The sequence below is a fragment of the Zunongwangia sp. HRR-M8 genome, from assembly GCF_027594405.1.
Lineage (GTDB): Bacteria > Bacteroidota > Bacteroidia > Flavobacteriales > Flavobacteriaceae > Zunongwangia.
In genome coordinates, this window is sequence record NZ_CP115161.1 from 3,233,843 (window position 1) to 3,259,272 (window position 25,430).

The 25,430-nt window shown below is 35.8% G+C and carries 37 protein-coding genes; 1 reads left to right on the forward strand and 36 read right to left on the reverse strand.

The window, feature by feature from the left end:
• Positions 1-58: 58 nt before the first annotated feature.
• Positions 59-1,471, forward strand: a complete 1,413-nt coding sequence (locus PBT89_RS14045; RefSeq protein WP_270064271.1) for a BCCT family transporter — start codon at positions 59-61, stop codon at positions 1,469-1,471.
• A gap of 20 nt (positions 1,472-1,491) precedes the next feature.
• Here PBT89_RS14045 and ctlX read toward each other — a convergent pair whose 3' ends face one another.
• The 36 genes from ctlX to fusA all read right to left on the reverse strand — a co-directional run bounded on the left by ctlX (position 1,492) and on the right by fusA (position 25,425).
• Complete coding sequence (gene ctlX, locus PBT89_RS14050; RefSeq protein ID WP_270062427.1) at positions 1,492-2,418, reverse strand: citrulline utilization hydrolase CtlX; 927 nt, start codon at positions 2,416-2,418, stop codon at positions 1,492-1,494.
• A gap of 1 nt (position 2,419) precedes the next feature.
• Positions 2,420-3,331 (reverse strand): dimethylarginine dimethylaminohydrolase family protein, encoded by a 912-nt coding sequence (locus PBT89_RS14055; protein ID WP_443089601.1) that lies wholly within the window; start codon positions 3,329-3,331, stop codon positions 2,420-2,422.
• 74 nt (positions 3,332-3,405) lie between these two features.
• Entirely contained in the window at positions 3,406-4,689 is a 1,284-nt protein-coding gene (locus tag PBT89_RS14060) for a citrate synthase (RefSeq protein WP_270062429.1), read from the reverse strand.
• A 135-nt stretch (positions 4,690-4,824) separates the two neighbouring features.
• Positions 4,825-6,366, reverse strand: a complete 1,542-nt coding sequence (locus tag PBT89_RS14065) for a glycogen synthase (RefSeq protein ID WP_270060274.1) — start codon at positions 6,364-6,366, stop codon at positions 4,825-4,827.
• 152 nt (positions 6,367-6,518) lie between these two features.
• Positions 6,519-7,808: a phosphopyruvate hydratase gene (gene eno, locus PBT89_RS14070; RefSeq protein WP_270060273.1), complete on the reverse strand. Its 1,290-nt coding sequence runs from the start codon at positions 7,806-7,808 to the stop codon at positions 6,519-6,521.
• A 195-nt stretch (positions 7,809-8,003) separates the two neighbouring features.
• Complete coding sequence (gene carA / locus PBT89_RS14075) at positions 8,004-9,116, reverse strand: glutamine-hydrolyzing carbamoyl-phosphate synthase small subunit (RefSeq protein WP_270062430.1); 1,113 nt, start codon at positions 9,114-9,116, stop codon at positions 8,004-8,006.
• A gap of 120 nt (positions 9,117-9,236) precedes the next feature.
• Entirely contained in the window at positions 9,237-9,728 is a 492-nt protein-coding gene (gene rplQ / locus PBT89_RS14080; RefSeq protein ID WP_270062431.1) for a 50S ribosomal protein L17, read from the reverse strand.
• Positions 9,729-9,762: 34 nt separating this feature from the next.
• The gene (locus PBT89_RS14085; protein WP_270060270.1) at positions 9,763-10,755 is read right to left on the reverse strand and encodes a DNA-directed RNA polymerase subunit alpha; all 993 of its coding nucleotides are present in this window, start codon (positions 10,753-10,755) and stop codon (positions 9,763-9,765) included.
• A gap of 20 nt (positions 10,756-10,775) precedes the next feature.
• On the reverse strand, positions 10,776-11,381 hold the full coding sequence (rpsD, locus tag PBT89_RS14090) for a 30S ribosomal protein S4 (RefSeq protein ID WP_270060269.1): 606 nt from the start codon (positions 11,379-11,381) through the stop codon (positions 10,776-10,778).
• An 86-nt stretch (positions 11,382-11,467) separates the two neighbouring features.
• Positions 11,468-11,860 (reverse strand): 30S ribosomal protein S11, encoded by a 393-nt coding sequence (gene rpsK, locus PBT89_RS14095; protein ID WP_270060268.1) that lies wholly within the window; start codon positions 11,858-11,860, stop codon positions 11,468-11,470.
• 8 nt (positions 11,861-11,868) lie between these two features.
• Positions 11,869-12,243 carry a 30S ribosomal protein S13 gene (rpsM, locus tag PBT89_RS14100; RefSeq protein WP_270060267.1) on the reverse strand — a complete coding sequence of 125 codons (375 nt, stop codon included), beginning with the start codon at positions 12,241-12,243 and terminating at the stop codon, positions 11,869-11,871.
• A gap of 2 nt (positions 12,244-12,245) precedes the next feature.
• Positions 12,246-12,362: a type B 50S ribosomal protein L36 gene (gene ykgO / locus PBT89_RS14105; protein WP_010519235.1), complete on the reverse strand. Its 117-nt coding sequence runs from the start codon at positions 12,360-12,362 to the stop codon at positions 12,246-12,248.
• Between the two features lie 119 nt (positions 12,363-12,481).
• Positions 12,482-12,697: a translation initiation factor IF-1 gene (gene infA, locus PBT89_RS14110; RefSeq protein WP_013073244.1), complete on the reverse strand. Its 216-nt coding sequence runs from the start codon at positions 12,695-12,697 to the stop codon at positions 12,482-12,484.
• Between the two features lie 2 nt (positions 12,698-12,699).
• On the reverse strand, positions 12,700-14,034 hold the full coding sequence (gene secY / locus PBT89_RS14115) for a preprotein translocase subunit SecY (protein ID WP_270060266.1): 1,335 nt from the start codon (positions 14,032-14,034) through the stop codon (positions 12,700-12,702).
• An 11-nt stretch (positions 14,035-14,045) separates the two neighbouring features.
• Complete coding sequence (rplO, locus tag PBT89_RS14120) at positions 14,046-14,498, reverse strand: 50S ribosomal protein L15 (RefSeq protein WP_270062432.1); 453 nt, start codon at positions 14,496-14,498, stop codon at positions 14,046-14,048.
• 9 nt (positions 14,499-14,507) lie between these two features.
• Entirely contained in the window at positions 14,508-14,690 is a 183-nt protein-coding gene (rpmD, locus tag PBT89_RS14125; protein ID WP_270060264.1) for a 50S ribosomal protein L30, read from the reverse strand.
• Positions 14,691-14,703: 13 nt separating this feature from the next.
• A complete protein-coding gene (gene rpsE, locus PBT89_RS14130) occupies positions 14,704-15,228 on the reverse strand; it encodes a 30S ribosomal protein S5 (protein ID WP_270060263.1) in 525 nt (174 codons plus the stop codon).
• 6 nt (positions 15,229-15,234) lie between these two features.
• Positions 15,235-15,591 carry a 50S ribosomal protein L18 gene (gene rplR, locus PBT89_RS14135; protein ID WP_270060262.1) on the reverse strand — a complete coding sequence of 119 codons (357 nt, stop codon included), beginning with the start codon at positions 15,589-15,591 and terminating at the stop codon, positions 15,235-15,237.
• A gap of 10 nt (positions 15,592-15,601) precedes the next feature.
• Positions 15,602-16,144 carry a 50S ribosomal protein L6 gene (gene rplF, locus PBT89_RS14140; RefSeq protein WP_270062433.1) on the reverse strand — a complete coding sequence of 181 codons (543 nt, stop codon included), beginning with the start codon at positions 16,142-16,144 and terminating at the stop codon, positions 15,602-15,604.
• Between the two features lie 19 nt (positions 16,145-16,163).
• Positions 16,164-16,562, reverse strand: a complete 399-nt coding sequence (gene rpsH / locus PBT89_RS14145; protein ID WP_270060260.1) for a 30S ribosomal protein S8 — start codon at positions 16,560-16,562, stop codon at positions 16,164-16,166.
• A gap of 59 nt (positions 16,563-16,621) precedes the next feature.
• On the reverse strand, positions 16,622-16,891 hold the full coding sequence (gene rpsN, locus PBT89_RS14150) for a 30S ribosomal protein S14 (RefSeq protein ID WP_270060259.1): 270 nt from the start codon (positions 16,889-16,891) through the stop codon (positions 16,622-16,624).
• A gap of 2 nt (positions 16,892-16,893) precedes the next feature.
• A complete protein-coding gene (gene rplE / locus PBT89_RS14155) occupies positions 16,894-17,445 on the reverse strand; it encodes a 50S ribosomal protein L5 (RefSeq protein ID WP_270062434.1) in 552 nt (183 codons plus the stop codon).
• Positions 17,446-17,447: 2 nt separating this feature from the next.
• Positions 17,448-17,759, reverse strand: a complete 312-nt coding sequence (gene rplX, locus PBT89_RS14160; RefSeq protein ID WP_270062435.1) for a 50S ribosomal protein L24 — start codon at positions 17,757-17,759, stop codon at positions 17,448-17,450.
• A 12-nt stretch (positions 17,760-17,771) separates the two neighbouring features.
• Positions 17,772-18,140: a 50S ribosomal protein L14 gene (gene rplN / locus PBT89_RS14165; RefSeq protein ID WP_121667792.1), complete on the reverse strand. Its 369-nt coding sequence runs from the start codon at positions 18,138-18,140 to the stop codon at positions 17,772-17,774.
• 2 nt (positions 18,141-18,142) lie between these two features.
• On the reverse strand, positions 18,143-18,400 hold the full coding sequence (gene rpsQ, locus PBT89_RS14170) for a 30S ribosomal protein S17 (RefSeq protein ID WP_089373243.1): 258 nt from the start codon (positions 18,398-18,400) through the stop codon (positions 18,143-18,145).
• Positions 18,401-18,418: 18 nt separating this feature from the next.
• Positions 18,419-18,610: a 50S ribosomal protein L29 gene (gene rpmC, locus PBT89_RS14175; protein WP_270062436.1), complete on the reverse strand. Its 192-nt coding sequence runs from the start codon at positions 18,608-18,610 to the stop codon at positions 18,419-18,421.
• A 10-nt stretch (positions 18,611-18,620) separates the two neighbouring features.
• Positions 18,621-19,040, reverse strand: a complete 420-nt coding sequence (gene rplP / locus PBT89_RS14180; protein ID WP_270060255.1) for a 50S ribosomal protein L16 — start codon at positions 19,038-19,040, stop codon at positions 18,621-18,623.
• A gap of 17 nt (positions 19,041-19,057) precedes the next feature.
• Positions 19,058-19,774 carry a 30S ribosomal protein S3 gene (gene rpsC, locus PBT89_RS14185; RefSeq protein ID WP_270060254.1) on the reverse strand — a complete coding sequence of 239 codons (717 nt, stop codon included), beginning with the start codon at positions 19,772-19,774 and terminating at the stop codon, positions 19,058-19,060.
• A 7-nt stretch (positions 19,775-19,781) separates the two neighbouring features.
• Entirely contained in the window at positions 19,782-20,189 is a 408-nt protein-coding gene (rplV, locus tag PBT89_RS14190) for a 50S ribosomal protein L22 (RefSeq protein ID WP_270060253.1), read from the reverse strand.
• Between the two features lie 8 nt (positions 20,190-20,197).
• Positions 20,198-20,476: a 30S ribosomal protein S19 gene (rpsS, locus tag PBT89_RS14195; protein WP_092543168.1), complete on the reverse strand. Its 279-nt coding sequence runs from the start codon at positions 20,474-20,476 to the stop codon at positions 20,198-20,200.
• 6 nt (positions 20,477-20,482) lie between these two features.
• A complete protein-coding gene (gene rplB, locus PBT89_RS14200) occupies positions 20,483-21,310 on the reverse strand; it encodes a 50S ribosomal protein L2 (RefSeq protein ID WP_270060252.1) in 828 nt (275 codons plus the stop codon).
• Positions 21,311-21,319: 9 nt separating this feature from the next.
• Complete coding sequence (rplW, locus tag PBT89_RS14205; RefSeq protein WP_270060251.1) at positions 21,320-21,610, reverse strand: 50S ribosomal protein L23; 291 nt, start codon at positions 21,608-21,610, stop codon at positions 21,320-21,322.
• A 9-nt stretch (positions 21,611-21,619) separates the two neighbouring features.
• The gene (gene rplD, locus PBT89_RS14210; RefSeq protein WP_270060250.1) at positions 21,620-22,246 is read right to left on the reverse strand and encodes a 50S ribosomal protein L4; all 627 of its coding nucleotides are present in this window, start codon (positions 22,244-22,246) and stop codon (positions 21,620-21,622) included.
• Positions 22,246-22,857 carry a 50S ribosomal protein L3 gene (gene rplC, locus PBT89_RS14215; protein WP_270060249.1) on the reverse strand — a complete coding sequence of 204 codons (612 nt, stop codon included), beginning with the start codon at positions 22,855-22,857 and terminating at the stop codon, positions 22,246-22,248. The genes rplD and rplC overlap by 1 nt, the downstream gene beginning before the upstream one ends.
• A 140-nt stretch (positions 22,858-22,997) precedes the next feature.
• Positions 22,998-23,303, reverse strand: coding sequence for a 30S ribosomal protein S10 (rpsJ, locus tag PBT89_RS14220; protein ID WP_092543176.1), 306 nt, complete (start codon positions 23,301-23,303; stop codon positions 22,998-23,000).
• A 10-nt stretch (positions 23,304-23,313) separates the two neighbouring features.
• Positions 23,314-25,425 carry an elongation factor G gene (fusA, locus tag PBT89_RS14225; RefSeq protein ID WP_270060248.1) on the reverse strand — a complete coding sequence of 704 codons (2,112 nt, stop codon included), beginning with the start codon at positions 25,423-25,425 and terminating at the stop codon, positions 23,314-23,316.
• Positions 25,426-25,430: the final 5 nt, after the last annotated feature.

A 25,430-nucleotide genomic window follows, 5' to 3' on the forward strand; every position in this document is an offset into this window, starting at 1 on the left:
TAAAAACAATCCGCTCTTTTACTGCGCGGCTTTAATTCTATTTGTTTTCTCGGTTGTTATTTTTTCTTTTACTACAGAATTTTACTCATTTATCGACAGCGCATCTATCTGGGTAAGAGAAATTTTTGGTGAATTTTATCTCTGGCTGGGATTAGTTTGTGTGCTATTTCTCCTAATCGTCGCTTTTTCGAAATACGGGAAAATTCGCTTAGGTGCGTCTCCACCACAATTTGATCGATTATCCTGGATTGCGATGCTTTATAGTGCCGGGATGGGCGCCGGAATTTTATTACGAGCGGTACAGGAACCTGTATTCATGTTTCAAAATCCTCCCTTAAAAACAGATTATCCCAATGATATTATAGCCTTAGAATTCACATTTTATCAATGGGGATTTACAGCTTGGGCATTTTACGGAATATTTGCATTAATAATTGGCTATTCTCTATTTATACGAAAAAATACTATTCTTCTTGGCACAAGTTTACCTCAGCTTAGTAAAATTAAGGCCGCACCACAAAGTATCGACATTTTAACTATTCTCACTACTGTTTTTGGATTGGTAGCAGCAATAGGTTTAGGAACAACGCAAATAGAAGGTGGCCTTAGCCATCTTATGGAAAAACAACCAGGAACGCTTTGGATAGTAATGGGATTAGTTTTTCTTATTTGCCTCCTAGCATTCATTTCAGCATATTCGGGTGTAGAAAAGGGAATTAAACGTATTTCTAATTGGAATATTTATATCACTATGGCATTAATGATATTTGTATTTCTACAAGCTGATATTGCTGAAATACTACGACAATTTTTAACCGCCACATGGTATTATCTTAAAGACTTTTTTCAGTTAAGCTTAGCCATTGGCGACTTTAATCCTGGTAAGCAATTTTTAACAGATTGGACGTATTATTACTGGGCATTTTGGCTGGCTTGGGCACCTTTTACAGGCATCTTTATTGCGAGAATATCAAAGGGAAGAACTATTAGAGAAATGATATTGGGCGTTTTAATCCTGCCATCTTTAGGTAGTTTTTTATGGTTTAGTGTTTTTGGTGGATCGTCTTTTGATATTATTGAAAACATGACAAATTATAATGGGGAATTCAGCAATGTCTTTACTTCTATATTTAAATTCTTTGAATCTTTTCCGCTTTCTAATATCACAAATATTATCACCGTTATCTTATTGATTAGTTTTTTGGTAACCTCGGTAGACTCGGCTATTTATGTATTAAGTATGTTTAGTGATAAAGGCAGTGAAGATCCAAAAAAGAAATACCGCCTTATTTGGGCGGTATTGATTCTTTTATTTTCTGAAGCTATCATTTTACTTGGCAATGTAAAACCAGAGAGCGATGTTCTAGATGCCATGCAAAAATTCCTAATTATCAGCTCCCTACCTTTTGCTATTTTCACAGCAATAATTATGGTTCTTTTTGTAATCGAAATTCGAAAAAAACAGCCTTAATTTTTTACAATTTGATTGCTTTAAGCCTTCGGTAGAAAAACTTCAGCAAGCATACATCTTGCGCTACCACCACCACAAGTTTCAATCACATTAAGATCACTGCTTAAAATCTGTGAATGCTTCTCTATTTTAGCTACCTGATCTGGAGTTAGACTTTGATGCGCTCGCGCGCTCATCACTAAATATTTTTTATCAAAAGCACCTTTCACCTGAAGCATATTCCCGGCAAACTCGTGCATTTGTTCTTCAGAAATAACGATAAGCTCTTTTTTATCTTGCTTTAGATGTTTTAAAAGATTTTTACGCTCTTTAGCATCATCTATAGCATCTAGACAAACTACAGCAAATTCTTCTACAACACACATCATTACATTGGTATGATAGATTTGTTTTCGCTTGCCATCAACGGTTTGATACGCATTAAAAATAACTGGAGTATATTCAAAATCTTCACAAAATTCAATTAGAAGATCTTCATCTGCTCTAGGTGATAAAGCACAATATGCTTTTTCGTTTTCTCTGTCTAAAATTAAACTTCCGGTTCCTTCAAGAAAAAGGTCATCGTCTTCAGCAGAAGTATAATCTACAATATTGGTGATTTTAAAACCGGCATCTTCCAGCTCTGCAAAATACTCTAAACGGCGTTCCTTGCGTCGGTTTGCCGCAAACATGGGATATAAAGCTATCTCTCCATTTTCATGAAAAGAGACCCAATTATTAGGGAAAATTGAATCTGGAGTATTATCTTCAGCAATATCATCTACCTCTATAACATGTACACCAACTGCTCTCAATTTTTTCACAAAAGCGTCAAATTCTGCCTGCGCTTTTTCGTTTACATCTTTTCCTTTTAATTCTTTTTGAAAATAATTATTAACCGCCGTCTCTTCATTCATTCTAAAAGCTACGGGTCTTACCATAAGAACGGTATCTGTGATCTGTTTCATTTTAGTCTCTAATTAAAGGTAAAGTTGAACAACGTAGTAAACCTTCTTGTTTTGCAATCTGCGAATAAGGAACCTCTTCTACCGTGATTCCATGAGAACGCAACCAGGAATTTAGCCGCGTAAATTTTTCCTCGGAAATAACTACTTTTTCTGAAATCGAAAATATGTTAGAATTCATATCATACATTTCGTCTTTAGTAATTTCAAAAACATTATTTTTTCCAAATAAATTTACAAGCCATTGATATTCTTTAGAATCTAAAAAACCTCCCTTATATATAATCGCCTTGTCTTTTCCAACGGGTTGAAAACAGCAATCTAAGTGCAAGGCATTTTCCTTAGCATCTACATTACTCTTTTTTAAATTGAAAGAAACTACTTTTTTCTTCGGAAATATATCCTGAAGCGCTTTTACTGCATGAATGTTTGTTCTTGCCGTAATATATTCTGAATAATCTTCACCAATATAAGTTCCTACCAAAATATAATCTCCAAATGGCATTACGTCTCCACCTTCAATATGAGCTTCTTCTGGAAGTTTTATTATATTTTCTGGATCTATTTGATTAATTACATGATCAATCGCCTTTATTTCTTTTTCTCTATCGGGAAGAATATTTGCCTTTACAAATTTATCTTCGATTACAAATGCAATATCTCTTGTAAAAATTTGATTATAATTTTCTATAATCTTAGGTCTAAAAACCTCGACATCGTACTTTTTAAGAACTTCAGCAACCGCTTCAATCTCTTTCACCATATCCTCTTCTTTAGGATAAGTACCGGCTTTAATATGTTCTATAGATTTTGGATCGTAAGCTTCATCAAGTCCCGGTGCACCGCCATTATTTTTAGCGATTCCTAAAACAACTGCTCTTAATCTTGATGTTTCGTTATTAATCTTTAACTGCATTGCTAACATTTTTCCAAATATAAAAAAGCCCCATTTAATAATGAGGCTTTTCAAATAATTATAATAGTGTACTATTATCTTTCGCTAACGGGCTTAAATTCTCTTAAGTTTTCCCCTACATAGATTTGTCTTGGCCTACCAATAGGTTCTTTTTTAAGTCTCATCTCTCTCCATTGTGCTATCCAACCAGGAAGTCTTCCTAGAGCGAACATCACAGTAAACATCTCTACTGGTATACCTAAAGCCCTATAAATAATTCCTGAATAGAAATCTACGTTTGGATATAATTTTCTTTTTACGAAGTAATCGTCCTCTAAAGCTTCTTTCTCTAATCCTTTTGCGATGTCCAATACTGGATCTTCTACTCCTAAACCATTTAATACCTCGTCTGCAGATTTCTTAATAATCTTAGCTCTTGGATCGAAGTTTTTATAAACACGGTGTCCAAAGCCCATTAAACGGAAAGAATCATCTTTGTCCTTAGCTTTCTGCATAAATTTATGTGTATCTCCACCATCAGCTTTGATACCTTCTAACATCTCGATTACTGCTTGGTTAGCTCCACCATGAAGTGGTCCCCAAAGTGCTGAAATACCAGCAGAGATAGAAGCAAATAATCCTGCATGAGATGAACCTACCATTCTTACTGTAGAAGCTGAACAGTTCTGCTCGTGATCTGCATGAAGAATTAATAATTTATCTAATGCTTCAATCACAGATTTATCTACATTATATTTTTTGCCTGGCTTCTCAAACATCATTTTATGCAGATTCTCTACATATCCTAAAGAATCGTCTCCGTAATTAAGGGGAAGGCTACTTTTCTTTCTTTGTGTCCAAGCAACAAGTACTGGAAATTTACCAAGAATCTTTACAATTGCTTTATACATATCCTCCTCTGATTCTACATCTACAGAACCAGGATTAAAAGCAGTTAATGCACTAGTTAATGAGGCAAGAACTCCCATTGGGTGAGCAGCTTTTGGAAATCCATCCAAAATTTTCTTCATCTCCTCATCAACCTCAGATTCTTCTTTTATATCTCCGTAAAACTTATCAAGCTGCTGCTTGTTTGGTAATTCACCAAAAATTAAAAGATAAGCTACTTCTAGAAAATCTGCTTTTTCAGCAAGGTCTTCGATGGCATAACCTCTATATCTTAAGATTCCTTCTTCTCCGTTCAAAAAAGTGATAGCACTTTCACAGCTTCCTGTGTTTTTATATCCACGGTCTAAAGTTATCATTCCGGCTTCAGATCGAAGGGTTTTAATATTAATACCCAGTTCACCTTCTGTTCCTTCAATTACAGGGAACTCATATTTTTTTCCTTGATATTCTAATATAGCTTTATCTGACATTGTGTTGAATTACAATTTTAATTAATCGATTGCGAATTTAATAAAATCTAAGCTTCTATTCAATTAAAACCAAGCAATTATACTAATATTAACAAGGGTTTCAAGAGATTTTGCTTAATAAGTGTATAAGTAAATTTAAGCTGGTAATTTGTAGAGTGATTTATAGTAATCGTCTACTGATTTTTTCCAGGTGAAGCGTTCTTTTTTTGCATTTCTTTCTATTGTTCTCCATTTGGTTTTATCGTCGAAAAACATTTCCAATACATGTTTAAAAGAATCTACCATATTCTTGATTTTCTTATCGTAGCTCTCGCCATCAAAAGCAAAACCGGTCTCCAAATGCTTTACCGTGTCGATTAATCCACCTGTATGGTGAACAAGACAAGGATGTCCATTTCTCATTGCAAGCATCTGGCTAATCCCGCATGGCTCAAATAAACTAGGCATAAAGTACAAATCTGTTTCCAGATAAATACTATCGATAACGTCTTCGTCCTGGCCATTAATAAATAAAAAATTACTTTTTTGATGACTAATTTTTCGTAACAACTCTTCATATTCGGGCGCCCCAGTACCTAATAAGATAAATACGCCGTTCACCTCTGCCAAAAGATCTAAAATTTCAATAAAAGCTTCAGGCGATTGCTTAAAGAAATAAAACTTTTGTTCTGTTAAACGAGCGACACTAGAGCATACAAATTCTGGTTTTCTTTTTAGGAAAGGCATAATTTTTTCGCCAGTATGGGCTAAGAAATCTGATTTATACTTTTTTGATTCATGTTGCATCCATTTAAAAAGTGCGAATGCTATATTGAAATATAAATTATTTTTTCTAGCTCTTCTTATATTTCTATAATTACATCCATTTAATATTCCTATAAATCGTCCCTCCTCATTGGCCTGATTTAAATCTTCTTCAAGACCTTCGCCACCAATAAAAACTGGCGGATCGCTAGGATGAAGAACATCTTCTTTATAACTAGGTGATACCGTATGAACGGCATCAGCAAACCGAATACCCAGCGCCATCATGTTGATACAATCGTGATAGCGTCTATCCTTTAGTTCGTCGTAATTAAAATCAACATTAGGATAAAAATTCCTCACAGAAGAATAATTATTTTCGAAAGGTCTAATTCCCTGTATAGCTAGATTGTGTATACTATAAATTACACGGATATCCTGAAGTGCTGTATACTCCTGATGATATCTTCTTAAAAATAGAATCATACTCGCATGCCAGTCGTGCAAATGAATAACGTCAAGTTTTCCAAAAACGTTATTTTTAATAGCTTGAGCCACAGCAGTACAAAATATAAAATATTTTATCGCATCTGTATAGAATGGTTGATCCAGATCGTTGTGGTAAATATGTGCTATATCTCCTCCTTCAATTTCGGGATGATGAATTACATAATGGGTAATTCCTGGAAAATCTTTTTTAGGTTGAACTTTATAAATTTCCGCCTCGTAAGAAGTATTTCTTAGATTGAAGAATAATTTAGAGACCATAGTTCCACCATGGTGAAGTCTGGAATATGAAGGTACTACGACATGAACGGTATCTCCTTTTTGAGAAATTTGCCTGGGGACATCGCGTAGTACATCGCCCATTCCTCCTGCTTTGCAACGGGGTATAGCATCATTTTCTGAAGCTACAAACAAAAAATTATGCATGTAAAAATCTGGTTAGGATTAGATTAGAACTTTAGTGAGTGAAAAGTTAATTATTAATCCTCAAATATTTAATTAAAAGAATATTAAATTAAAATAAAAAAGCTCTTCAAATTAATGAAGAGCTTTTTAAGTTCTAAAAAAACTAATATTCCTTATTTTACTTTAAATGCTTTTTCTTTTGGATAATAAGCAACACTTCCTAATTCCTCTTCAATCCTAAGAAGCTGATTGTACTTTGCCATACGATCACTTCTAGAAGCAGAACCAGTTTTGATTTGCCCGGTATTTAAAGCAACAGCTAAATCTGCAATAGTATTATCTTCAGTTTCTCCAGATCTATGTGACATTACAGAAGTAAATCCAGCATTATGAGCCATATTTACAGCAGCAATTGTTTCGGTTAGTGTACCAATTTGGTTCACTTTGATAAGGATTGAATTTGCAATTCCTTCTTCGATACCTCTTGATAGGCGCTCTACGTTAGTTACATAAAGATCATCTCCTACTAATTGGATTTTATCTCCTACTTTATCGGTAAGCGCTTTCCAGCCTTCCCAATCATTTTCATCCATACCATCTTCGATAGAAACGATAGGGTATTTTGAAGATAATTCAGCTAAATAAGAAGCTTGCTCTTCACTAGATCTAACTACACCTTTATCGCCTTCGAATTTAGCATAATTGTATTTTCCATCTTCGTAAAACTCGGCAGCAGCACAATCTAAAGCGATCATAACTTCATCACCACCTTTGTATCCAGCCTTTTCTATAGCCTTAAGAATAGTTTCTAAAGCATCCTCCGTTCCGTCTAAAGTTGGAGCAAATCCACCTTCATCACCTACAGCAGTGCTAAGACCTCTATCATGAAGTACTTTTTTAAGGTTATGGAAAATTTCAGTTCCCATTTTTAAAGCATGAGAAAAACTTTCTGCCTTTACAGGCATAATCATAAATTCCTGAAATGCGATAGGAGCATCACTGTGAGAACCTCCGTTAATAATATTCATCATTGGCACCGGAAGCGTATTTGCGCTTACACCACCTACATAACGATATAAAGGAAGACCTAATTCGTTTGCTGCAGCTTTAGCTACGGCAAGAGAAACACCTAAAATAGCGTTAGCTCCTAACTTAGATTTATTTGAAGTTCCATCTAGCTCGATCATTGCCTGATCGATCAAATTTTGTTCGAAAACTGAATAGCCTAAAAGCTGCTCTGCAATTTTACTGTTTACATTATCAACAGCTGTAAGAACACCTTTTCCCATAAAGTCGTCACCACCATCACGTAGTTCTACAGCTTCATGCTCACCGGTAGAAGCTCCAGAAGGAACTGCTGCCCTTCCTAATACTCCGTTTTCTGTGATTACATCTACTTCTACTGTTGGGTTACCTCTGGAGTCAAAAATTTGACGTGCATGAATATGTACTATAGCACTCATAATTTATATTATAATTTAATTAATTGATTAGTCTGCAAGATACAAATACAACAATAAAAAAACGAGGAATAATTTTTAATATAACAAGCATTTTACCTAAAACGTTTGCGAAGCAGTATCTGTTACTCCCCATATTATCAATATCTTAAATTAAAACAAGAAAAAAGCCGAGATTGAATCTCGGCTTTTATATTATTATGCTTTTGCCTGTTTAATCCTTTCTATAAATTCATCGAAAAGATAGCTTGCATCATTTGGACCCGGACTAGCCTCTGGATGATACTGTACTGAAAAACAATTCTTATTGGTCATCTCTAAACCTCCAACAGTTTGATCATTAAGACAAATATGAGTCATCTTTATATTCGGATGATTTTCTGTCGCTGTTTTATCTACCGAAAATCCATGATTTTGAGAGGTAATTTCCCCTTTACCAGTTTTTAAATTCTTTACTGGGTGGTTAATTCCACGGTGACCATGGTGCATTTTATAGGTAGGTATTCCGTTTGCTAAAGCGATAATTTGATGCCCTAAGCAAATCCCGAATAAAGGATGATCCTTTTCAATAATATCGGTTGCGAGCTGAATGGCATTTTTTAATGGCTTTGGATCTCCAGGGCCATTTGAAAGAAAATACCCATCTGGATTCCACTCACTCATTTGTTCATAAGAAGTATCAAAAGGAAAAACTTTTACATAAACATCTCTTTTTGCAAGATTTCTAAGAATATTCTTTTTGATTCCTACGTCTAAAGCAGCAACCTTGTAGGTTGCGTCTTCATTTCCATAAAAATATGGTTCTTTAGTTGATACCTTAGAAGCAAGCTCTAAACCATCCATATCTGGCACTTTAGCAAGCTCAGCTTTCAGTCCCTCTATATTTTCAACATCTGTTGAGATAATAGCATTCATTGCACCGTTTTCTCTAATGTAGGTCACAAGTGCACGAGTATCAACATCAGAAATTGCAAATAAATTGCTTTCATTTAAAAACTCCTGTAGCGTCTTATCAGCTGCAGGTCTTGATTGATCGTAGCTAAAATTTTTACAAATCAAACCAGCTATTTTAGCACCATCAGATTCATTCTCTTCAGTATTAGTTCCATAATTACCAATATGGGCATTGGTGGTAACCATCAATTGGCCAAAATAAGATGGATCTGTAAATATTTCCTGATAACCGGTCATTCCGGTATTAAAGCAAACCTCTCCAACGGCACTGCCATCTTCAGTACCTACAAGTTTTCCATGAAAAATGGTTCCGTCTGCTAATAGAATTATAGCTTTTTTTCTTGTTTGATATTTCATACTAAAAATAATACTATCTAAAGTTAGGGAATTATTGAAATGAATACTAATTAGATAAAAAAAAAGGACAAACTCGGTGAGTTTATCCTTTTTTTAAAACTATTGATAATAAAGAATCATCTATTCTTCTTTTTTACCTTCTTGCTCATCTTGCTTAGACTCTTCAGCTTTTGGAGCTTCAGTAGTTTCGGCTTTTTTCTTACCAGCTCTACGAGTAGACTTCTTCTTCGCAGGCTTGTTTACGTTGTAAGTCTCGTTAAAGTCTACTAACTCGATCATAGCCATATCAGCGTTATCTCCTAATCGATTACCAAGCTTAATGATTCTTGTATAACCACCTGGACGATCACCTACTTTTGGTGCTACTTCACGAAATAATTCAGCAACTGCGTATTTATCGCGCAATTTACTAAAAACTATTCTTCGATTATGTGTAGTATCTTCTTTAGACTTTGTTACTAATGGCTCTACAAAAACTTTTAAAGCTTTTGCCTTAGCCACAGTAGTATTGATGCGTTTATGCTCAATTAGTGAAGACGCCATATTGGCCAACATCGACTTACGATGCGCGGTCTTTCTACCTAAATGATTTATTTTCTTTCCGTGTCTCATTACTATTCTTTTTAGAGTAATTCACCAATGTGAATTAGTCCTTATCCAATTTATATTTTGAAAGATCCATACCAAAGTTTAGTCCTTTGTTGCTTACAAGCTCTTCAAGCTCTGTTAATGATTTCTTACCGAAGTTACGGAACTTCATAAGATCATTTTTATTGTAAGATACAAGATCTCCTAAGGTATCAACTTCAGCCGCTTTTAAACAATTTAATGCTCTAACTGAAAGATCCATGTCTACTAACTTAGTTTTTAGTAGTTGTCTCATGTGAAGAGATTCTTCATCATAAGTTTCAGTTTGTGCAATTTCATCAGCCTCTAATGTTATACGCTCATCAGAGAATAACATGAAGTGGTGAATTAAAGTTTTTGCTGCTTCTGTTAACGCATCTTTAGGATGAATAGAACCGTCACTGCTAATTTCAAAAACTAGTTTTTCATAGTCAGTTTTTTGTTCTACACGGTAATTCTCGATACTATATTTTACATTCTTTATAGGAGTGTAAATAGAATCTGTGAAGATTGTACCTAAAGGAGCATTGGCTTTCTTATTTTCTTCTGCAGGAACATAACCTCTACCTTTCTCGATAGTGATCTCCATATTAATGTTCACTTTGCTATCAAGATGACAAATCACTAAATCGGGATTTAAAACTTGAAAACCAGAGATAAACTTTTGAAAGTGACCAGCGGTTAATTCTTCTTCACCAGAAACAGAAATTGTAACGGCTTCGTTATCTATTTCATCAATTTGCCTCTTGAATCTAACTTGTTTAAGATTCAAAATTATTTCTGTAACATCTTCTACAACTCCAGGAATTGTTGAGAATTCATGATCAACACCTTCGATACGAACCGAAGTGATCGCAAATCCCTCTAAAGAAGATAACAGCACTCTTCTTAAAGCGTTACCAACGGTTAACCCATAACCAGGTTCCAAAGGACGAAATTCAAATTTCCCCTCGAAATCTGTAGAGTCAATCATTATAACTTTATCGGGCTTCTGAAAATTTAGTATTGCCATATTACGACTTCTGTGAATTATTATTTCGAATATAATTCGACGATGAATTGTTCATTGATATTTTCTGGAATCTGAACTCTTCCAGGTACTGAAACAAAAGTTCCTTGTTTTGTTTCGTTGTTCCAAGTAATCCATTCGTAAACACTGCTATTATTAGCTAATGAATCCTGTACTACTTGTAAAGATTTAGATTTCTCTCTTACTCCAACGACATCTCCTGCTTTCAATTGGTAAGATGGGATATTTACTAATTCTCCATTCACAGTAATGTGTCTGTGAGAAACTAGTTGCCTTGCAGCTCTTCTTGAAGGCGCAACACCTAATCTAAATACAACATTATCTAATCTAGACTCACAAAGTTGTAGTAATACCTCACCGGTAATTCCTTGCGAACTTGTTGCTTTTTCAAACATGTTTCTAAATTGACGCTCTAAAATACCATAGGTATATTTAGCTTTTTGTTTCTCCATTAACTGGATAGCGTATTCAGATTTTTTACCTCTACGACGGTTGTTACCGTGCTGTCCCGGAGGATAATTTCTTTTTTCAAAAGATTTATCATCTCCAAATATAGCTTCACCGAATTTACGGGCTATTTTGGTCTTTGGACCTGTATATCTTGCCATTTAAAATTGATTTACAGAAAAGGGATTATGAATTAAGGCATTCGTCCTTCGATAATCGTAATTTCCTTCTCTAATTATATAATTAATTATACTCTACGTCTCTTAGGAGGACGACATCCGTTATGCGGAAGTGGTGTAACATCGATAATTTCAGTTACTTCAATACCACTGTTATGGATAGAACGAATCGCTGATTCTCTACCATTTCCTGGTCCTTTAACGTAAACTTTTACTTTGCGCAACCCAGCTTCGTGAGCTACTTTAGAAGCATCTTCTGAAGCTAACTGAGCAGCGTAAGGTGTATTTTTCTTAGATCCTCTAAAACCCATTTTACCGGCTGAAGACCAAGAAATAACATCTCCTTTTTTGTTGGTCAAAGAGATGATAATATTGTTAAAAGAAGCAGTAACATGAGCTTCTCCAATAGACTCAACGTTTACTTTACGTTTCTTTTGAGCTTGTTTTGTTGACTTTGCCATATTACTTATTATTTAGTTGCCTTTTTCTTGTTAGCAACAGTTTTTCTTCTTCCTTTTCTAGTTCTAGAATTGTTTTTGGTTCTTTGACCTCTTAATGGCAATCCAGAACGATGACGAATACCTCTGTAACATCCAATATCCATTAGACGCTTGATACTCATCTGAACTTCAGTACGTAATTCACCTTCAATTGTGTAGCCACCTACTGCTTCACGGATACGACCTATTTCATCATCATCCCAATCTGAAACTTTCTTACTTTCATCAACTTTGGCCTGTGCAAGTATTTCCTGAGCCCTGCTGTTGCCAATTCCGAAGATATAGGTTAACGCTATAACTCCTCGCTTTTGTTTAGGTATATCTACCCCTGCAATTCTTGCCATAATTAGCCTTGTCTTTGTTTAAATCTAGGATTCTTTTTGTTAATCACGTAAAGGCGCCCTTTTCTGCGTACTATTTTACAGTCGGCACTTCTTTTCTTTATTGATGCTCTAACTTTCATCTTTATATTTTTTATAAATGCCAGATGCAAAAATAAAATTTACATATGGCCTATTTGCCAAAATAATTTTTTCAGAGTGCAAAAGTAATGAAAAAATTATTAATAGCTCAATTTACTTCTTAGTATCTGTAAGTTATACGAGCCTTAGATAAATCGTAAGGACTCATTTCTAACTTCACCTTATCTCCTGGCAGCAATTTAATGTAATGCATACGCATCTTGCCTGAGATATGAGCGGTCACAACATGACCGTTTTCTAGCTCTACACGAAACATTGCATTAGACAATGCTTCGATAATAGTTCCGTCTTGTTCAATTGCTGGTTGTTTTGCCATAATTAAGCTACTGCTTTTCTGTTTTTACCTGTTTTCATTAATCCGTCATAGTGTCTATTCAACAAGTAAGAATTTACTTGCTGCATAGTATCGATTGCAACTCCAACTAGAATTAAAAGAGAGGTACCTCCAAAAAACAACGCCCAACCTTGCTGAACACCTAACAACTTTACAATGATCGCTGGGAAAATAGCAATAATTGCTAAAAACACAGATCCAGGAAGTGTTATTTGTGACATTATACGATCTAAATATTCAGAAGTCTCACTACCTGGTCTAATACCCGGTATAAAGCCTCCACTACGCTTTAAATCGTCAGCCATTTTATTGGTTGGTACAGTAATCGCGGTATAAAAATATGTAAAGACAATAATTAATAAAGCGAATACTAAATTATACCAAAACCCAAAGATATCACTAAATGCAGCTGTCACGCCCTGTGCAGCATCAGAGTCTGATAGACCAGCCAAAGCTACAGGGATAAACATTATAGCCTGAGCAAAAATTATTGGCATAACTCCTGAAGCATTAAGCTTTAAAGGAATATATTGTCTAGAGCCAAAAACATTTTTCTCATAACCACCAGTAGCAGACCTTCTAGCATATTGTACTGGTATCTGACGCACAGCCATTACCAACATTACAGCGGCTAAAATAATTGCAAACCAAATAGCTAATTCTATCAACACCATAATCAAGCCTCCACTACCCTCGAACCTAGATGCAAATTCCTGTAGAAATGCTTGAGGAAGCGTAGCAATAATACCAACCATAATTAGTAATGAGATACCATTACCAATACCTTTGTCTGTTATCTTCTCTCCTAACCACATGGCAAACACAGTTCCTGTGGTAAGAATAATTACTGAAGATACAATAAAGGATAGGCTATCTCCTAAAAGGAAAGCATTTTGCGGCAAGGTATTGAATAGGTTATAAATATAACCAGGCCCCTGAACCAACGTTATTGCTATGGTTAACCATCTAGTAATTTGGTTTATCTTCTTACGCCCACTCTCTCCTTCTTTTTGCAGTTTCTGCAAATAAGGAATAGCGATTCCCATTAGCTGCACTACAATGGAAGCAGAAATATAGGGCATAATACCTAACGCAAAAATAGAAGCATTAGAAAATGCCCCTCCAGTGAATGCATTAAGCAAACCTAATAAACCACTATCTGTCTGATTAGCTAAGTTTGCTAACTGACTGGCATCTATCCCAGGAAGTACAACCTGAGTTCCAAACCGATAAACTAAAAGCAAACCGAGGGAAACTAAAATACGATTTTTTAGCTCCTCGATTTTCCAAATATTTTTTATAGTATTGATGAATTTCATTTGGCTATCTATTATAAAGTAACAACTTCTCCTCCTGCAGCTTCTATAGCTTCCTTGGCTGAGGCCGTAAATTTATGAACAGATACTTTTAATTTAGCCTTTAATTCACCCCTACCTAAAATTTTAACCAGTTCGTTTTTTCCAGCCAAACCGTTTTCTACAAGTACACTTAGATCTACTGTATCAGTAACTTTACCATTATCTACTAATGTTTGTAAAGTATCTAAGTTAATACCTTGATATTCTTTACGGTTTCTGTTATTAAAACCAAATTTTGGTACACGGCGCTGAAGTGGCATTTGCCCACCTTCAAAACCTATTTTCTTAGAGTAACCAGAACGTGATTTAGCCCCTTTGTGACCACGAGTAGCAGTCCCTCCTTTACCGGATCCTTCTCCACGGCCAACACGCTTATTGTTACTTCTAACTGAACCTTTTGCAGGTCTTAAGTTACTTAAATTCATGTGAACCTATTATTTTGTTTCCTCTACAGAAACTAAGTGTTTAACTTTATTTATCATACCAAGGATGTTAGGAGTATCCTCGTGCTCTACAGAACTTCCCATCTTTCTAAGACCTAATGCCTCTAGAACTCTTTTTTGATTCTGAGATCTATTAATAGCACTTTTTACTTTCGTTACCTTAATCTTTGCCATCTTGTCCTTGATTTTATCCTTTGAAAAGTTTTTCTAACGTGATCCCACGTTGTTTAGCAACTGCTTCTGCACTTCTTAACTGAAGTAATGCATCAAAAGTAGCTTTTACAACGTTATGTGGGTTAGAAGAACCTTGATTCTTAGAAAGCACATCGTGAACCCCTACAGACTCCAATACCGCACGAATTGCACCACCAGCAATAATACCGGTACCAGTTGCAGCAGGTAAAAGTAAAACTCTCGCTCCACCATATTTACCTTTTTGTTCATGTGGTAAAGTACCTTTATGTAAAGGAATACGTACCAAATTCTTTTTTGCATCTTCAACGGCTTTGGAAATAGCATCGGCAACCTCTTTCGATTTACCTAAACCTTGTCCAACTACACCATTTTCGTCACCAACCACTACAATAGCAGAGAAACCAAATGCTCTACCACCTTTTGTAACTTTAGTAACACGTTGCACTCCTACCAAACGATCTTTAAGTTCAAGACCTCCTGGTTTTACATGTTCTACGTTTTTATAATCTTGATACATATCTTCTTAGAATTTTAGTCCTCCTTCACGAGCACCTTCTGCTAATGATTTAATTCTTCCGTGGTATAAATAACCACCTCTATCGAAAGAAACAGTTTCTACCCCAGATTGCTTCGCTCTATCGGCTAAGCTCTTTCCTACCAAATTAGCAATTTCGCTTTTGGTTCCGGTAGCGTCTTTCACGTCCTTATCTCTAGAAGAAGCCGAAGCTAATGTTTTTCCAGCTACATCATCTATAATTTGAGCATAAATTTCTTTATTACTTCTATATACAGATAATCTTGGACGGCTTTCAGTTCCGCTAATATTCTTTCGAATACGCTTTCTTATCTTTAATCTTCTTTTTTCTTTTGAAAATGCCATAACTAACTTATTAAGCTGATTTACCTGCTTTTCTTCTAATTATTTCTCCTTTGAACTTAATACCCTTTCCTTTATAAGGTTCTGGTACTCTGAAAGAACGAATCTTCGCAGCAACCTGTCCTAAAAGTTGTTTGTCATGAGAAGTAAGCTTAACTACTGGATTCTTACCTTTTTCAGATATTGTTTCAACCTTAACTTCAGGAGCTACATCCAAAACAATATTATGAGAAAAACCAACCGCTAAATCTAATTTCTGTCCTTGATTCGAAGCTCTGTAACCAACACCTACTAATTCTAATTCTTTAGAGAATCCATTAGTTACACCTTCTATCATATTATTAACTAAAGCACGATATAATCCATGCTTAGCTTTTTGATCACTTTTCTCAGAAGAACGCTCAAAAGAAATTACATTATCTTCTACATTAACATCTATATCGTTAATCTCTTGCTTAAGCTCTCCTAATTTTCCTTTTACCGTTACAATATTACCATAAACGTCTACATTAACACCTTCTGGAATTGTAACTGGGCTTTTACCTATTCTTGACATTTCTTAGTTATTTTAAGAATTAGTAAACGTAACACAATACTTCACCACCAACATTGTCTCTTCTAGCTTGCTTATCTGTCATTACTCCGTGAGAAGTAGAGATAATTGCTATTCCAAGACCGTTAAGTATACGTGGTAATTCTCCAGCACCGGCATATTTACGTAAACCAGGTTTACTTATTCTTTGGATATCTTTAATTACAGAGTCTTTAGTATCTTTATCGTACTTAAGAGCTATCTTGATAGTACCTTGAGCGGTATCATTATCAAACTTGTAACTCAAGATATATCCTTGATCGAATAATATCTTTGTAATTTCTTTTTTAACTTTAGAAGCAGGTATCTCAACAACCCTATGGTTTGCTGCAACCGCGTTTCTAATTCGCGTTAAAAAATCTGCAATTGGATCTGTATTCATTTATATTAATTTGCGGTTATGGTTTTCCATAATTTTGGAACCTACAACCAATTTATAATTTACCAACTAGCTTTCTTAACCCCAGGAATAAGACCATTATTAGCCATTTCTCTAAACATTACTCGAGAAAGTCCAAATTGTCTCATATATCCTTTAGGTCTACCAGTTAGCTTACAACGATTATGCAAACGCACTGGAGAAGAGTTCTTAGGTAATTTTTGCAATGCTTCAAAATCTCCAGCTTCTTTCAAAGCTTTTCTTTTTTCAGCATATTTTTTTACCATTTTTTGTCTCTTAACCTCACGGGCTTTCATTGATTCTTTAGCCATTCTTAATTCTTTTTAAAAGGTAAACCTAATTCAGTTAGTAAAGATTTAGCTTCTTTATCGGTATTTGCGGTTGTAACGAAAGTAATATCCATACCTGCAATTCTATTTACAGCATCAATATCAATTTCAGGGAAAATTATCTGCTCAGTAATACCTAAGTTATAATTACCTCTACCATCAAATCCGTTAGCTTTTATCCCGTTAAAATCACGTACACGTGGAAGTGCAGAGGTAATTAATCTATCTAAAAACTCATACATTCTATAACCACGTAAAGTTACTTTAGCACCAATTGGCATCCCTTTACGTAATTTAAATGAAGCAACATCTTTCTTTGAGATCGTTGCAACAGCCTTTTGACCAGTAATAGCTGACAATTCATCAACAGCATGGTCAATTAACTTCTTATCTGCAACAGCGCCACCAACTCCACGGCTGATTACGATTTTCTCAAGCTTTGGCACTTCCATTACATTGCTGTAACTATATTCTCCTGTAAGAGCTGATTTGATTTTATCATCATACTCTTGTCTAAGTCTTGGTACGTATGCCATAACTATATTACTTCATTTGATTTTTTAGAAAATCTCACCTTTTTACCATCCTCTTCTCTGTAACCAACTCGGGTTGCTTTACCGTCCTTAGTTAGCAAAGATAAGTTAGATATGCTAATAGGTGCTTCTTTCTTTGTAATTCCGCCCTGTGGATTAGAGGCACTTGGCTTCTCATGTTTAGAAATTGTATTAATTCCTTCCACTATGGCTTTATTCTTTTCTGGAAATACTTTCTGAACTTTACCTTCCTGACCTTTATGGTCTCCTGCGATAACAAGAACAGTATCTCCTGATTTTATTTTAAGCTTTGTCATTTTTTTAATGTATTAAAGCACTTCAGGTGCTAATGATACAATTTTCATGAATTGCTTATCACGAAGTTCTCTCGCAACAGGACCAAAAACACGTGTTCCACGCATTTCTCCAGTTGGGTTTAAAAGCACACATGCATTATCATCGAATCTTATATAAGATCCATCTGGTCTGCGCACTTCTTTCTTGGTACGAACAACAACTGCTGTAGAAACTGCACCTTTTTTAATGTTTCCATTAGGTGTAGCTTCTTTAACGCTGACAACAATTTTGTCTCCAACAGAAGCGTATCTTTTCTTTGTACCTCCTAATACTCTAATTGCTAAAACTTCTTTAGCGCCAGTATTATCTGCTACTCTTAGTCTAGACTCTTGTTGTACCATAATTACTTCGCTCTTTCAATTATTTCTACTAATCTCCAACATTTAGATTTACTCATAGGTCTTGTCTCCATGATCCTAACAGTATCACCTTCGTTGCAGTCGTTTGTTTCGTCGTGAGCTACGTATTTCTTAGTTTTTAATACGAACTTTCCATACATAGGGTGTTTTACCTTTTTAACTTCAGAAACCACAATCGATTTCTGCATTTTGTTACTAGTAACTACACCTATTCGCTCTTTTCTTAAATTTCTTTTTTCCATCTTTCAGCAGAATAACACTTATTGTTGTTCTCTTTTTGTTAACTCGGTAGCTAATCTCGCTATACTTTTCCTTACAGTTCTCAACTGTATTGGGTTCTCTAATGGCGAAACAGCATGAGCCATTTTTAAATCTGCATATGCCTTACGAGATTTACCAAGCTTTTCCTGTAATTCTGCAACAGATAATTCTTTTACTTCTGATTGTTTCATAATTCAAAAATTATTCTTGATAATCTCTAGCTACGATAAATTTTGTTCTCACAGGAAGTTTCTGCGCTGCAAGACGTAATGCTTCTTTAGCAGTTGCCATAGGCACACCACCAATTTCAAACATTATTCTTCCAGGCTTTACAACAGCAGCCCAATATTCAACAGCACCTTTACCTTTACCCATACGAACCTCTAGAGGTTTTTTAGTGATCGGCTTATCTGGGAAAATTTTAATCCAGATAGAACCTTCTCTCTTCATATAACGGGTAGCAGCAATACGAGCAGCTTCTATTTGACGAGCTGTAATGAAACTAGAATCAAGTGACTTGATACCGAAAGTTCCATTTGAAAGACGATGACCTCTTTGGGCCAAACCTTTCATGCGTCCCTTCTGTTGCTTACGATATTTCGTTCTTTTAGGTTGTAACATTTTCTTTTACTTTAAAATTACTTTCTACGACGTGATTTATTACCACCTCGTGCGGAACCTTTACCACCTTGCTTCTTAGCTAAACCAACAAGCGGAGATAGTTCTCTCTTTCCGTAAACCTCACCTTTCATGATCCATACTTTAACTCCTAATCTACCATAGGTAGTGTGAGCTTCAACTAAAGCATAATCAATATCGGCCCTAAAAGTAGACAAAGGAATTCTTCCATCTTTGTAAGATTCTGAACGCGCCATTTCAGCACCGTTTAAACGACCTGAAATTTCGATTTTAATACCTTCCGCATTCATTCTCATTGCAGCCGCAATAGCCATTTTTATAGCACGACGGTAAGAGATTCTATTCTCTATCTGTCTTGCTACACTTGCACCCACTAAGTGAGCGTCAAGTTCTGGTCTCTTAATTTCAAAGATGTTAATCTGAACTTCTTTGTCAGTGATCTTCTTAAGCTCTTCTTTAAGCTTGTCTACCTCTTGACCACCTTTCCCGATAATAATACCAGGTCTAGCAGTAGTGATAGTAACGGTTACAAGCTTAAGGGTACGCTCAATGATTACCCTAGATACACTCGCTTTAGAGAGGCGAGCATGGATGTACTTTCTAATCTTATCGTCTTCGGCTAATTTATCACCGTAGTCATTTCCTCCGTACCAGTTGGATTCCCATCCTCTTATGATACCAAGGCGATTACCGATTGGATTTGTTTTCTGTCCCATACTCTTCTTAGCTTTGTGTATTATTTTTTTCGCCAAGCACTAATGTAACGTGATTGGATCTCTTTCTAATTCTATGTGCACGACCCTGTGGTGCTGGACGAAGTCTTTTCAACATACTTCCACCGTCAACACGAATCTCTTTTACAACTAATTCAGCGTCTTCAATACTAGCATCTTCATTCTTAGCTTGCCAATTTGCAATAGCAGACAATAACAATTTCTCCAAACGAGAAGAAGCCTCTTTTTGACTGAATTTTAAAATTTGAAGCGCTTTTTCTACTTTTTCACCTCTAACTAAATCTGCAACTAATCGCATTTTTCTAGGTGAAGTAGGGCAGTTATTTAACTTAGCAAAAGCCGTATGCTTCTTAGCTTCTTTTATTTGCTCTGCTCTTTCTTTTTTACGAACTCCCATAGCTTCAATTATTTTCTACCTTTATTTTTAGCACCAGCATGCCCTCTAAAAGAACGTGTTGGTGAAAATTCACCTAATTTATGACCTACCATATTCTCAGTAACATAAACAGGAACAAATTGCTTACCATTATGGACAGCTATTGTTTGCCCTACGAAATCTGGAGTAATCATCGATGCTCTAGACCAAGTCTTAATCACCGCTTTTTTACCAGACTCCACATTATCAGCTACTTTTTTCTCTAACTTATAGTGAACGAAAGGTCCTTTTTTTAATGAACGTGCCATACTCTATTATTTCTTTCTACGTTCTACAATATATTTATTACTCGCTTTTGTTCTAGAGCGGGTTTTAAAGCCTTTAGCAGGTAAACCTTTTCTTGAACGTGGGTGACCACCGGATGCTCTACCTTCACCACCACCCATTGGGTGATCGATAGGGTTCATCACTACAGGTCTTGTACGTGGTCTGATACCTAACCAGCGTTTTCTACCGGCTTTACCAGAAATTTGAAGCTGATGATCACTGTTAGACACAGCACCAATAGTTGCTAAACAAACAGAAAGAATTCTTCTAATCTCTCCAGAAGGCAACTTCACAGTTGCATACTTCCCTTCTCTAGCTAACAATTGAGCAAAAGCCCCAGCACTTCTAGCCATAACAGCTCCCTGACCAGCTCTCAACTCGATACAAGAAATAATAGTACCCAATGGTATATTTGCTAACGGCATAGCGTTACCAATTTCAGGAGCAGCAGCCTCGTTAGACGAAACAATATTCTGACCTACCTGAAGACCATTTTGAGCAATAACATACCTTTTTTCACCATCTTGATAATTCAATAGAGCGATAAAGGCCGTTCTGTTTGGATCATATTCAATAGATGCTACAGTTGCAGGAACTCCATGCTTTTCACGCTTGAAATCTACAATTCTATAACGTCTTTTATGACCACCGCCTTTATAGCGCATGGTCATTTTTCCTTGACTGTTTCTACCGCCTGATTTTTTTAACGGAGCAAGTAAAGACTTCTCCGGCTTGTCAGTAGTAATGGCGTCAAACCCATTAACTACTCTAAAACGCTGACCAGGAGTAATTGGTTTTAATTTTCTTACTGACATTTCTTAGTCTTAAAGATTACTATATAAATCAATAGTTTCACCTTCCGCCACCTGTACCATAGCTTTTTTATAAGCCTTAGTTTTACCAGTGATCATACCAGATTTAGTAAATCTAGTTTTGCGATCTGGGCGGACATTTATTGTACGAACAGAAGTTACTGAAACACCATAAGCAGACTCAACTGCATCTTTAATTTCAATCTTATTCGCCTTATTACTTACCTCAAAAGAGAAACAATTTCTAAGTTCACTCTCTGCGGTAGCTTTTTCCGTAATAATCGGTTTAATTAAGATACTCATAACGCTCATTTAACTTAAATTCGACTCTAATCCTTCTAGAGACCCTTCTACGAACACAAGACTATTTGCATTCAATATTTTGTAAGTACTTAATTCTGAAACACTTACAACTTCAGAGCCTTTTAAATTACGTGACGACAAATATACGTTTTTATTTGACTCACCCAACACTATAAGAGATTTTTTCTCCTGAATACCAATAGCTTTCAAAACTTCAATAAAGTTTTTTGTACTTGGAGTATCGAAAGAAAAATCTTCAACAACCGTAATAGCTTTGTCATTTGCTTTAAGCGATAAAGCTGATTTTCTAGCTAAACGTTTTAAGGTTTTATTTAATTTAAAACCATAATTTCTTGGACGAGGACCAAATATTCTACCACCACCTCTAAAAACAGGAGATTTGATACTACCAGCCCTGGCTGTACCTGTCCCTTTTTGCTTTTTGATTTTACGTGTAGATCCAGTTATTTCAGCACGCTCCTTCGCTTTGTGAGTACCCTGTCTTTGATTCGCTAAATATTGTTTAACGTCAAGATAAACAGCATGCTCATTAGGCTCTATTCCAAAAACAGCGTCAGAAAGATTAATCTTTCTACCTGTTTCTTTTCCTTTAATATCTAAAACTGCTACTTCCATTACTTTCTAATGATTACATAAGAGTTTTTGTGTCCTGGAACACAACCTTTAACAACTAAAAGGTTCTTTTCAGCTACCACCTTTAAAACTCTAAGGTTTTCAACTTTTACTTTTTCGCCACCCATTCTTCCGGCCATACGCATACCTTTAAATACACGCGCAGGATAAGATGCAGCACCAATAGAACCAGGAGCTCTTAGACGGTTATGTTGCCCATGAGTAGCTTGTCCTACTCCACCAAAGCCATGTCTTTTCACAACTCCCTGGAAACCTTTCCCTTTAGAAATACCAGAAATATCAACAAATTCACCTTCAGTAAAATGCTCTACATTTATAGTATCACCTAATTTGTAATCTCCTTCAAATCCCTGGAACTCGACAACTTTATGCTTTGCAGCAACTCCCGCTTTCTTAGCATGCCCTGTAGCAGCTTTGTTTGCAGTCTTTTTGTCATCGAAACCAAGTTGAAGTGCTTCGTACCCGTCAACCTCATTGGTTCTGACTTGGGTAATTACACATGGACCAGCTTCTATAACGGTACATGGAATGTTTTTTCCATTTTCGTCAAAAATACTAGTCATGCCTATTTTTTTTCCTATTAACCCAGACATAATTATTAATTGTTATTAATTTATAAAAAACAGGACAGAAAAAATACCTTCTGTCCTGAATGTATCTTCCCGTTTTTCCATCGCGAAACGCTCCGGACATTTTACCTACCGTTTTAAGTGGCAGGTTTATTTTATTATGATCACACTTTGATCTCTACTTCCACTCCACTAGGTAGCTCTAATTTCATTAAAGCATCGATAGTTTTTGAAGAGGAACTATAAATATCTAATAATCTCTTATAAGAACTTAATTCAAATTGTTCTCTAGATTTTTTATTTACGTGAGGAGATCTCAAAACAGTAAATACTTTTTTATGTGTTGGAAGCGGAATTGGTCCAGTTACAACAGCTCCTGTAGTTTTAACCGTTTTTACAATCTTCTCAGCAGATTTATCTACTAAATTATGATCGTAGGATTTTAACTTTATTCTGATTTTTTGACTCATTACCCTAATATTATTCGTTAGCTGCCCCTTTTGCTGCCTTAATCACTTCTTCTGAGATATTAGAAGGAGTTTCAGCGTAGTGTGAGAATTCCATTGTTGAAGTTGCTCTACCTGAAGAAAGTGTTCTTAATGTAGTTACATAACCGAACATTTCTGATAATGGAACATCAGCTTTAACAATTTTTGCTCCAGATCTATCAGACATATTATTAACCTGACCTCTTCTTCTGTTAAGGTCACCAACAATATCTCCCATATTTTCCTCTGGAGTAACAACTTCCATTTTCATTATTGGCTCAAGAATTACTGCTCCTGCTTTTTTAGCAGCCGCTTTGAATCCCATTTTTGCAGCCAATTCAAAAGAAAGCTGATCTGAATCCACAGGGTGGAAAGATCCATCTTTCAGAACTACCTTTAAGGTATCAACTTGGAATCCAGCCAACGGACCGTTTTTCATTGCTTCTGTAAATCCTTTCTGAACAGACGGTATAAATTCCTTAGGAATACGACCACCTTTAATCTCATCTACGAATTGAAGACCTTTACCTTCAAAATCTTCATCTACAGGTCCCATTTCGAATACAATATCCGCAAACTTACCACGGCCACCAGATTGCTTTTTATAAACTTCTCTGTGTTCAGCAGGTCTAGTAACGGTTTCTTTGTATTCAACCTGAGGTTGACCTTCGTTTACTTCTACTTTAAACTCCCTTTTAAGACGATCTACAAGAATCTCAATATGAAGTTCCCCCATACCTGAAATAACAGTTTGACCTGATATCTCATCTGTCTTAACCTGGAATGTTGGATCTTCTTCAGCTAACTTAGCTAAAGCCATACCCATTTTATCTACATCTGCCTTTGTCTTAGGTTCCACAGCGATACCGATCACCGGCTCTGGGAAACTCATAGATTCAAGGATAATTGGGTTATTAACATCAGTTAATGTATCTCCAGTTTTTATATCTTTAAATCCAACAGCAGCTCCAATATCACCAGCCTCAATCTTATCAATAGGCTCTTGCTTATTAGAGTGCATCTGATAGATTCTAGAAATACGTTCTTTCTTACCAGATCTTACATTCAGCACATAAGAACCTGCATCTAAAGTTCCAGAATAAACTCTAAAGAAAGCTAAACGCCCAACAAATGGATCGGTTGCAATTTTAAAAGCCAATGCTGAAAATGGAGAATCTACATTAGGCTTACGACTTTCTTCTTCACCTGTATCTGGATTTTCTCCAACAATAGCGTCCACATCCACAGGAGAAGGTAAGTATCTCATTACCGCATCAAGCATTGCCTGAACCCCTTTATTTTTAAATGCAGAACCACACATCATTGGTATAATAGACATGTCACATGTAGCTGCTTTCAAAGCAGCAATGATTTCATCCTCAGTGATCGAATCTTCGTCTTCGAAGAATTTCTCCATTAAAGCTTCATCATACTCTGCAACAGCTTCTACAAGCTCAGCTCTATATTTATTAACGTCATCTATAAGCTCTTCAGGAATATCAATAGTTTCATAGGTCATCCCGTGATCTTCTTCATTCCAAATAATTGCTTTCTTTGAAATAAGATCTACTACACCTTTGAAATCTACTTCCTCACCAATAGGAACTTGTAATGGAACAGGATTACCCCCTAACATTTCTTTTACCTGACGGCAAACATTAAAGAAGTCTGAACCCTGACGGTCCATTTTATTAACAAAACCTAGTCTTGGTACACGGTATTTATCTGCCTGTCTCCATACAGTTTCAGATTGCGGCTCAACACCATCAACTGCAGAAAATAAAGCTACCACCCCATCTAATACACGAAGCGAACGCTCTACCTCTACTGTAAAATCAACGTGACCAGGAGTATCGATAATATTCACGATATAATCATGACCGTTATAAGGCCAAGAACAATGAGTTGCAGCTGAAGTAATAGTAATACCTCGCTCCTGCTCTTGCTCCATCCAATCCATAGTTGCGGCTCCATCATGAACCTCTCCTATTTTATGGCTAATACCTGTATAATAAAGGATACGCTCTGTTGTAGTTGTTTTACCAGCATCAATGTGAGCAGCAATACCTATATTTCTTGTAAATTTTAAATCTCTTTGTGCCATTTTAT

Excerpts from the sequence above, each read along its gene's own strand:
- ctlX (WP_270062427.1), bottom strand. The coding sequence starts at position 2,418 with ATGAAACAGATCACAGATACCGTTCTTATGGTAAGACCCGTAGCTTTT.
- PBT89_RS14055 (WP_443089601.1), bottom strand. The coding sequence starts at position 3,331 with ATGCAGTTAAAGATTAATAACGAAACATCAAGATTAAGAGCAGTTGTT.
- PBT89_RS14060 (WP_270062429.1), bottom strand. The coding sequence starts at position 4,689 with ATGTCAGATAAAGCTATATTAGAATATCAAGGAAAAAAATATGAGTTC.
- PBT89_RS14065 (WP_270060274.1), bottom strand. The coding sequence starts at position 6,366 with ATGCATAATTTTTTGTTTGTAGCTTCAGAAAATGATGCTATACCCCGT.
- eno (WP_270060273.1), bottom strand. The coding sequence starts at position 7,808 with ATGAGTGCTATAGTACATATTCATGCACGTCAAATTTTTGACTCCAGA.
- carA (WP_270062430.1), bottom strand. The coding sequence starts at position 9,116 with ATGAAATATCAAACAAGAAAAAAAGCTATAATTCTATTAGCAGACGGA.
- rplQ (WP_270062431.1), bottom strand. The coding sequence starts at position 9,728 with ATGAGACACGGAAAGAAAATAAATCATTTAGGTAGAAAGACCGCGCAT.
- PBT89_RS14085 (WP_270060270.1), bottom strand. The coding sequence starts at position 10,755 with ATGGCAATACTAAATTTTCAGAAGCCCGATAAAGTTATAATGATTGAC.
- rpsD (WP_270060269.1), bottom strand. The coding sequence starts at position 11,381 with ATGGCAAGATATACAGGTCCAAAGACCAAAATAGCCCGTAAATTCGGT.
- rpsK (WP_270060268.1), bottom strand. The coding sequence starts at position 11,860 with ATGGCAAAGTCAACAAAACAAGCTCAAAAGAAACGTAAAGTAAACGTT.
- rpsM (WP_270060267.1), bottom strand. The coding sequence starts at position 12,243 with ATGGCAAGAATTGCAGGGGTAGATATACCTAAACAAAAGCGAGGAGTT.
- ykgO (WP_010519235.1), bottom strand. The coding sequence starts at position 12,362 with ATGAAAGTTAGAGCATCAATAAAGAAAAGAAGTGCCGACTGTAAAATA.
- infA (WP_013073244.1), bottom strand. The coding sequence starts at position 12,697 with ATGGCAAAACAACCAGCAATTGAACAAGACGGAACTATTATCGAAGCA.
- secY (WP_270060266.1), bottom strand. The coding sequence starts at position 14,034 with ATGAAATTCATCAATACTATAAAAAATATTTGGAAAATCGAGGAGCTA.
- rplO (WP_270062432.1), bottom strand. The coding sequence starts at position 14,498 with ATGAATTTAAGTAACTTAAGACCTGCAAAAGGTTCAGTTAGAAGTAAC.
- rpmD (WP_270060264.1), bottom strand. The coding sequence starts at position 14,690 with ATGGCAAAGATTAAGGTAACGAAAGTAAAAAGTGCTATTAATAGATCT.
- rpsE (WP_270060263.1), bottom strand. The coding sequence starts at position 15,228 with ATGTATCAAGATTATAAAAACGTAGAACATGTAAAACCAGGAGGTCTT.
- rplR (WP_270060262.1), bottom strand. The coding sequence starts at position 15,591 with ATGGCATTTTCAAAAGAAAAAAGAAGATTAAAGATAAGAAAGCGTATT.
- rplF (WP_270062433.1), bottom strand. The coding sequence starts at position 16,144 with ATGTCAAGAATAGGTAAAAGCCCAGTTACAATTCCAGAAGGTGTTAAT.
- rpsH (WP_270060260.1), bottom strand. The coding sequence starts at position 16,562 with ATGAATACAGATCCAATTGCAGATTTTTTAACGCGAATTAGAAACGCG.
- rpsN (WP_270060259.1), bottom strand. The coding sequence starts at position 16,891 with ATGGCTAAAGAATCAATGAAAGCCCGTGAGGTTAAGAGACAAAAAATG.
- rplE (WP_270062434.1), bottom strand. The coding sequence starts at position 17,445 with ATGGCATACGTACCAAGACTTAGACAAGAGTATGATGATAAAATCAAA.
- rplX (WP_270062435.1), bottom strand. The coding sequence starts at position 17,759 with ATGACAAAGCTTAAAATAAAATCAGGAGATACTGTTCTTGTTATCGCA.
- rplN (WP_121667792.1), bottom strand. The coding sequence starts at position 18,140 with ATGGTACAACAAGAGTCTAGACTAAGAGTAGCAGATAATACTGGCGCT.
- rpsQ (WP_089373243.1), bottom strand. The coding sequence starts at position 18,400 with ATGGAAAAAAGAAATTTAAGAAAAGAGCGAATAGGTGTAGTTACTAGT.
- rpmC (WP_270062436.1), bottom strand. The coding sequence starts at position 18,610 with ATGAAACAATCAGAAGTAAAAGAATTATCTGTTGCAGAATTACAGGAA.
- rplP (WP_270060255.1), bottom strand. The coding sequence starts at position 19,040 with ATGTTACAACCTAAAAGAACGAAATATCGTAAGCAACAGAAGGGACGC.
- rpsC (WP_270060254.1), bottom strand. The coding sequence starts at position 19,774 with ATGGGACAGAAAACAAATCCAATCGGTAATCGCCTTGGTATCATAAGA.
- rplV (WP_270060253.1), bottom strand. The coding sequence starts at position 20,189 with ATGGGAGTTCGTAAAAAAGAAAGAGCAGAGCAAATAAAAGAAGCTAAG.
- rpsS (WP_092543168.1), bottom strand. The coding sequence starts at position 20,476 with ATGGCACGTTCATTAAAAAAAGGACCTTTCGTTCACTATAAGTTAGAG.
- rplB (WP_270060252.1), bottom strand. The coding sequence starts at position 21,310 with ATGTCAGTAAGAAAATTAAAACCAATTACTCCTGGTCAGCGTTTTAGA.
- rplW (WP_270060251.1), bottom strand. The coding sequence starts at position 21,610 with ATGAGTATCTTAATTAAACCGATTATTACGGAAAAAGCTACCGCAGAG.
- rplD (WP_270060250.1), bottom strand. The coding sequence starts at position 22,246 with ATGGAAGTAGCAGTTTTAGATATTAAAGGAAAAGAAACAGGTAGAAAG.
- rplC (WP_270060249.1), bottom strand. The coding sequence starts at position 22,857 with ATGTCTGGGTTAATAGGAAAAAAAATAGGCATGACTAGTATTTTTGAC.
- rpsJ (WP_092543176.1), bottom strand. The coding sequence starts at position 23,303 with ATGAGTCAAAAAATCAGAATAAAGTTAAAATCCTACGATCATAATTTA.
- fusA (WP_270060248.1), bottom strand. The coding sequence starts at position 25,425 with ATGGCACAAAGAGATTTAAAATTTACAAGAAATATAGGTATTGCTGCT.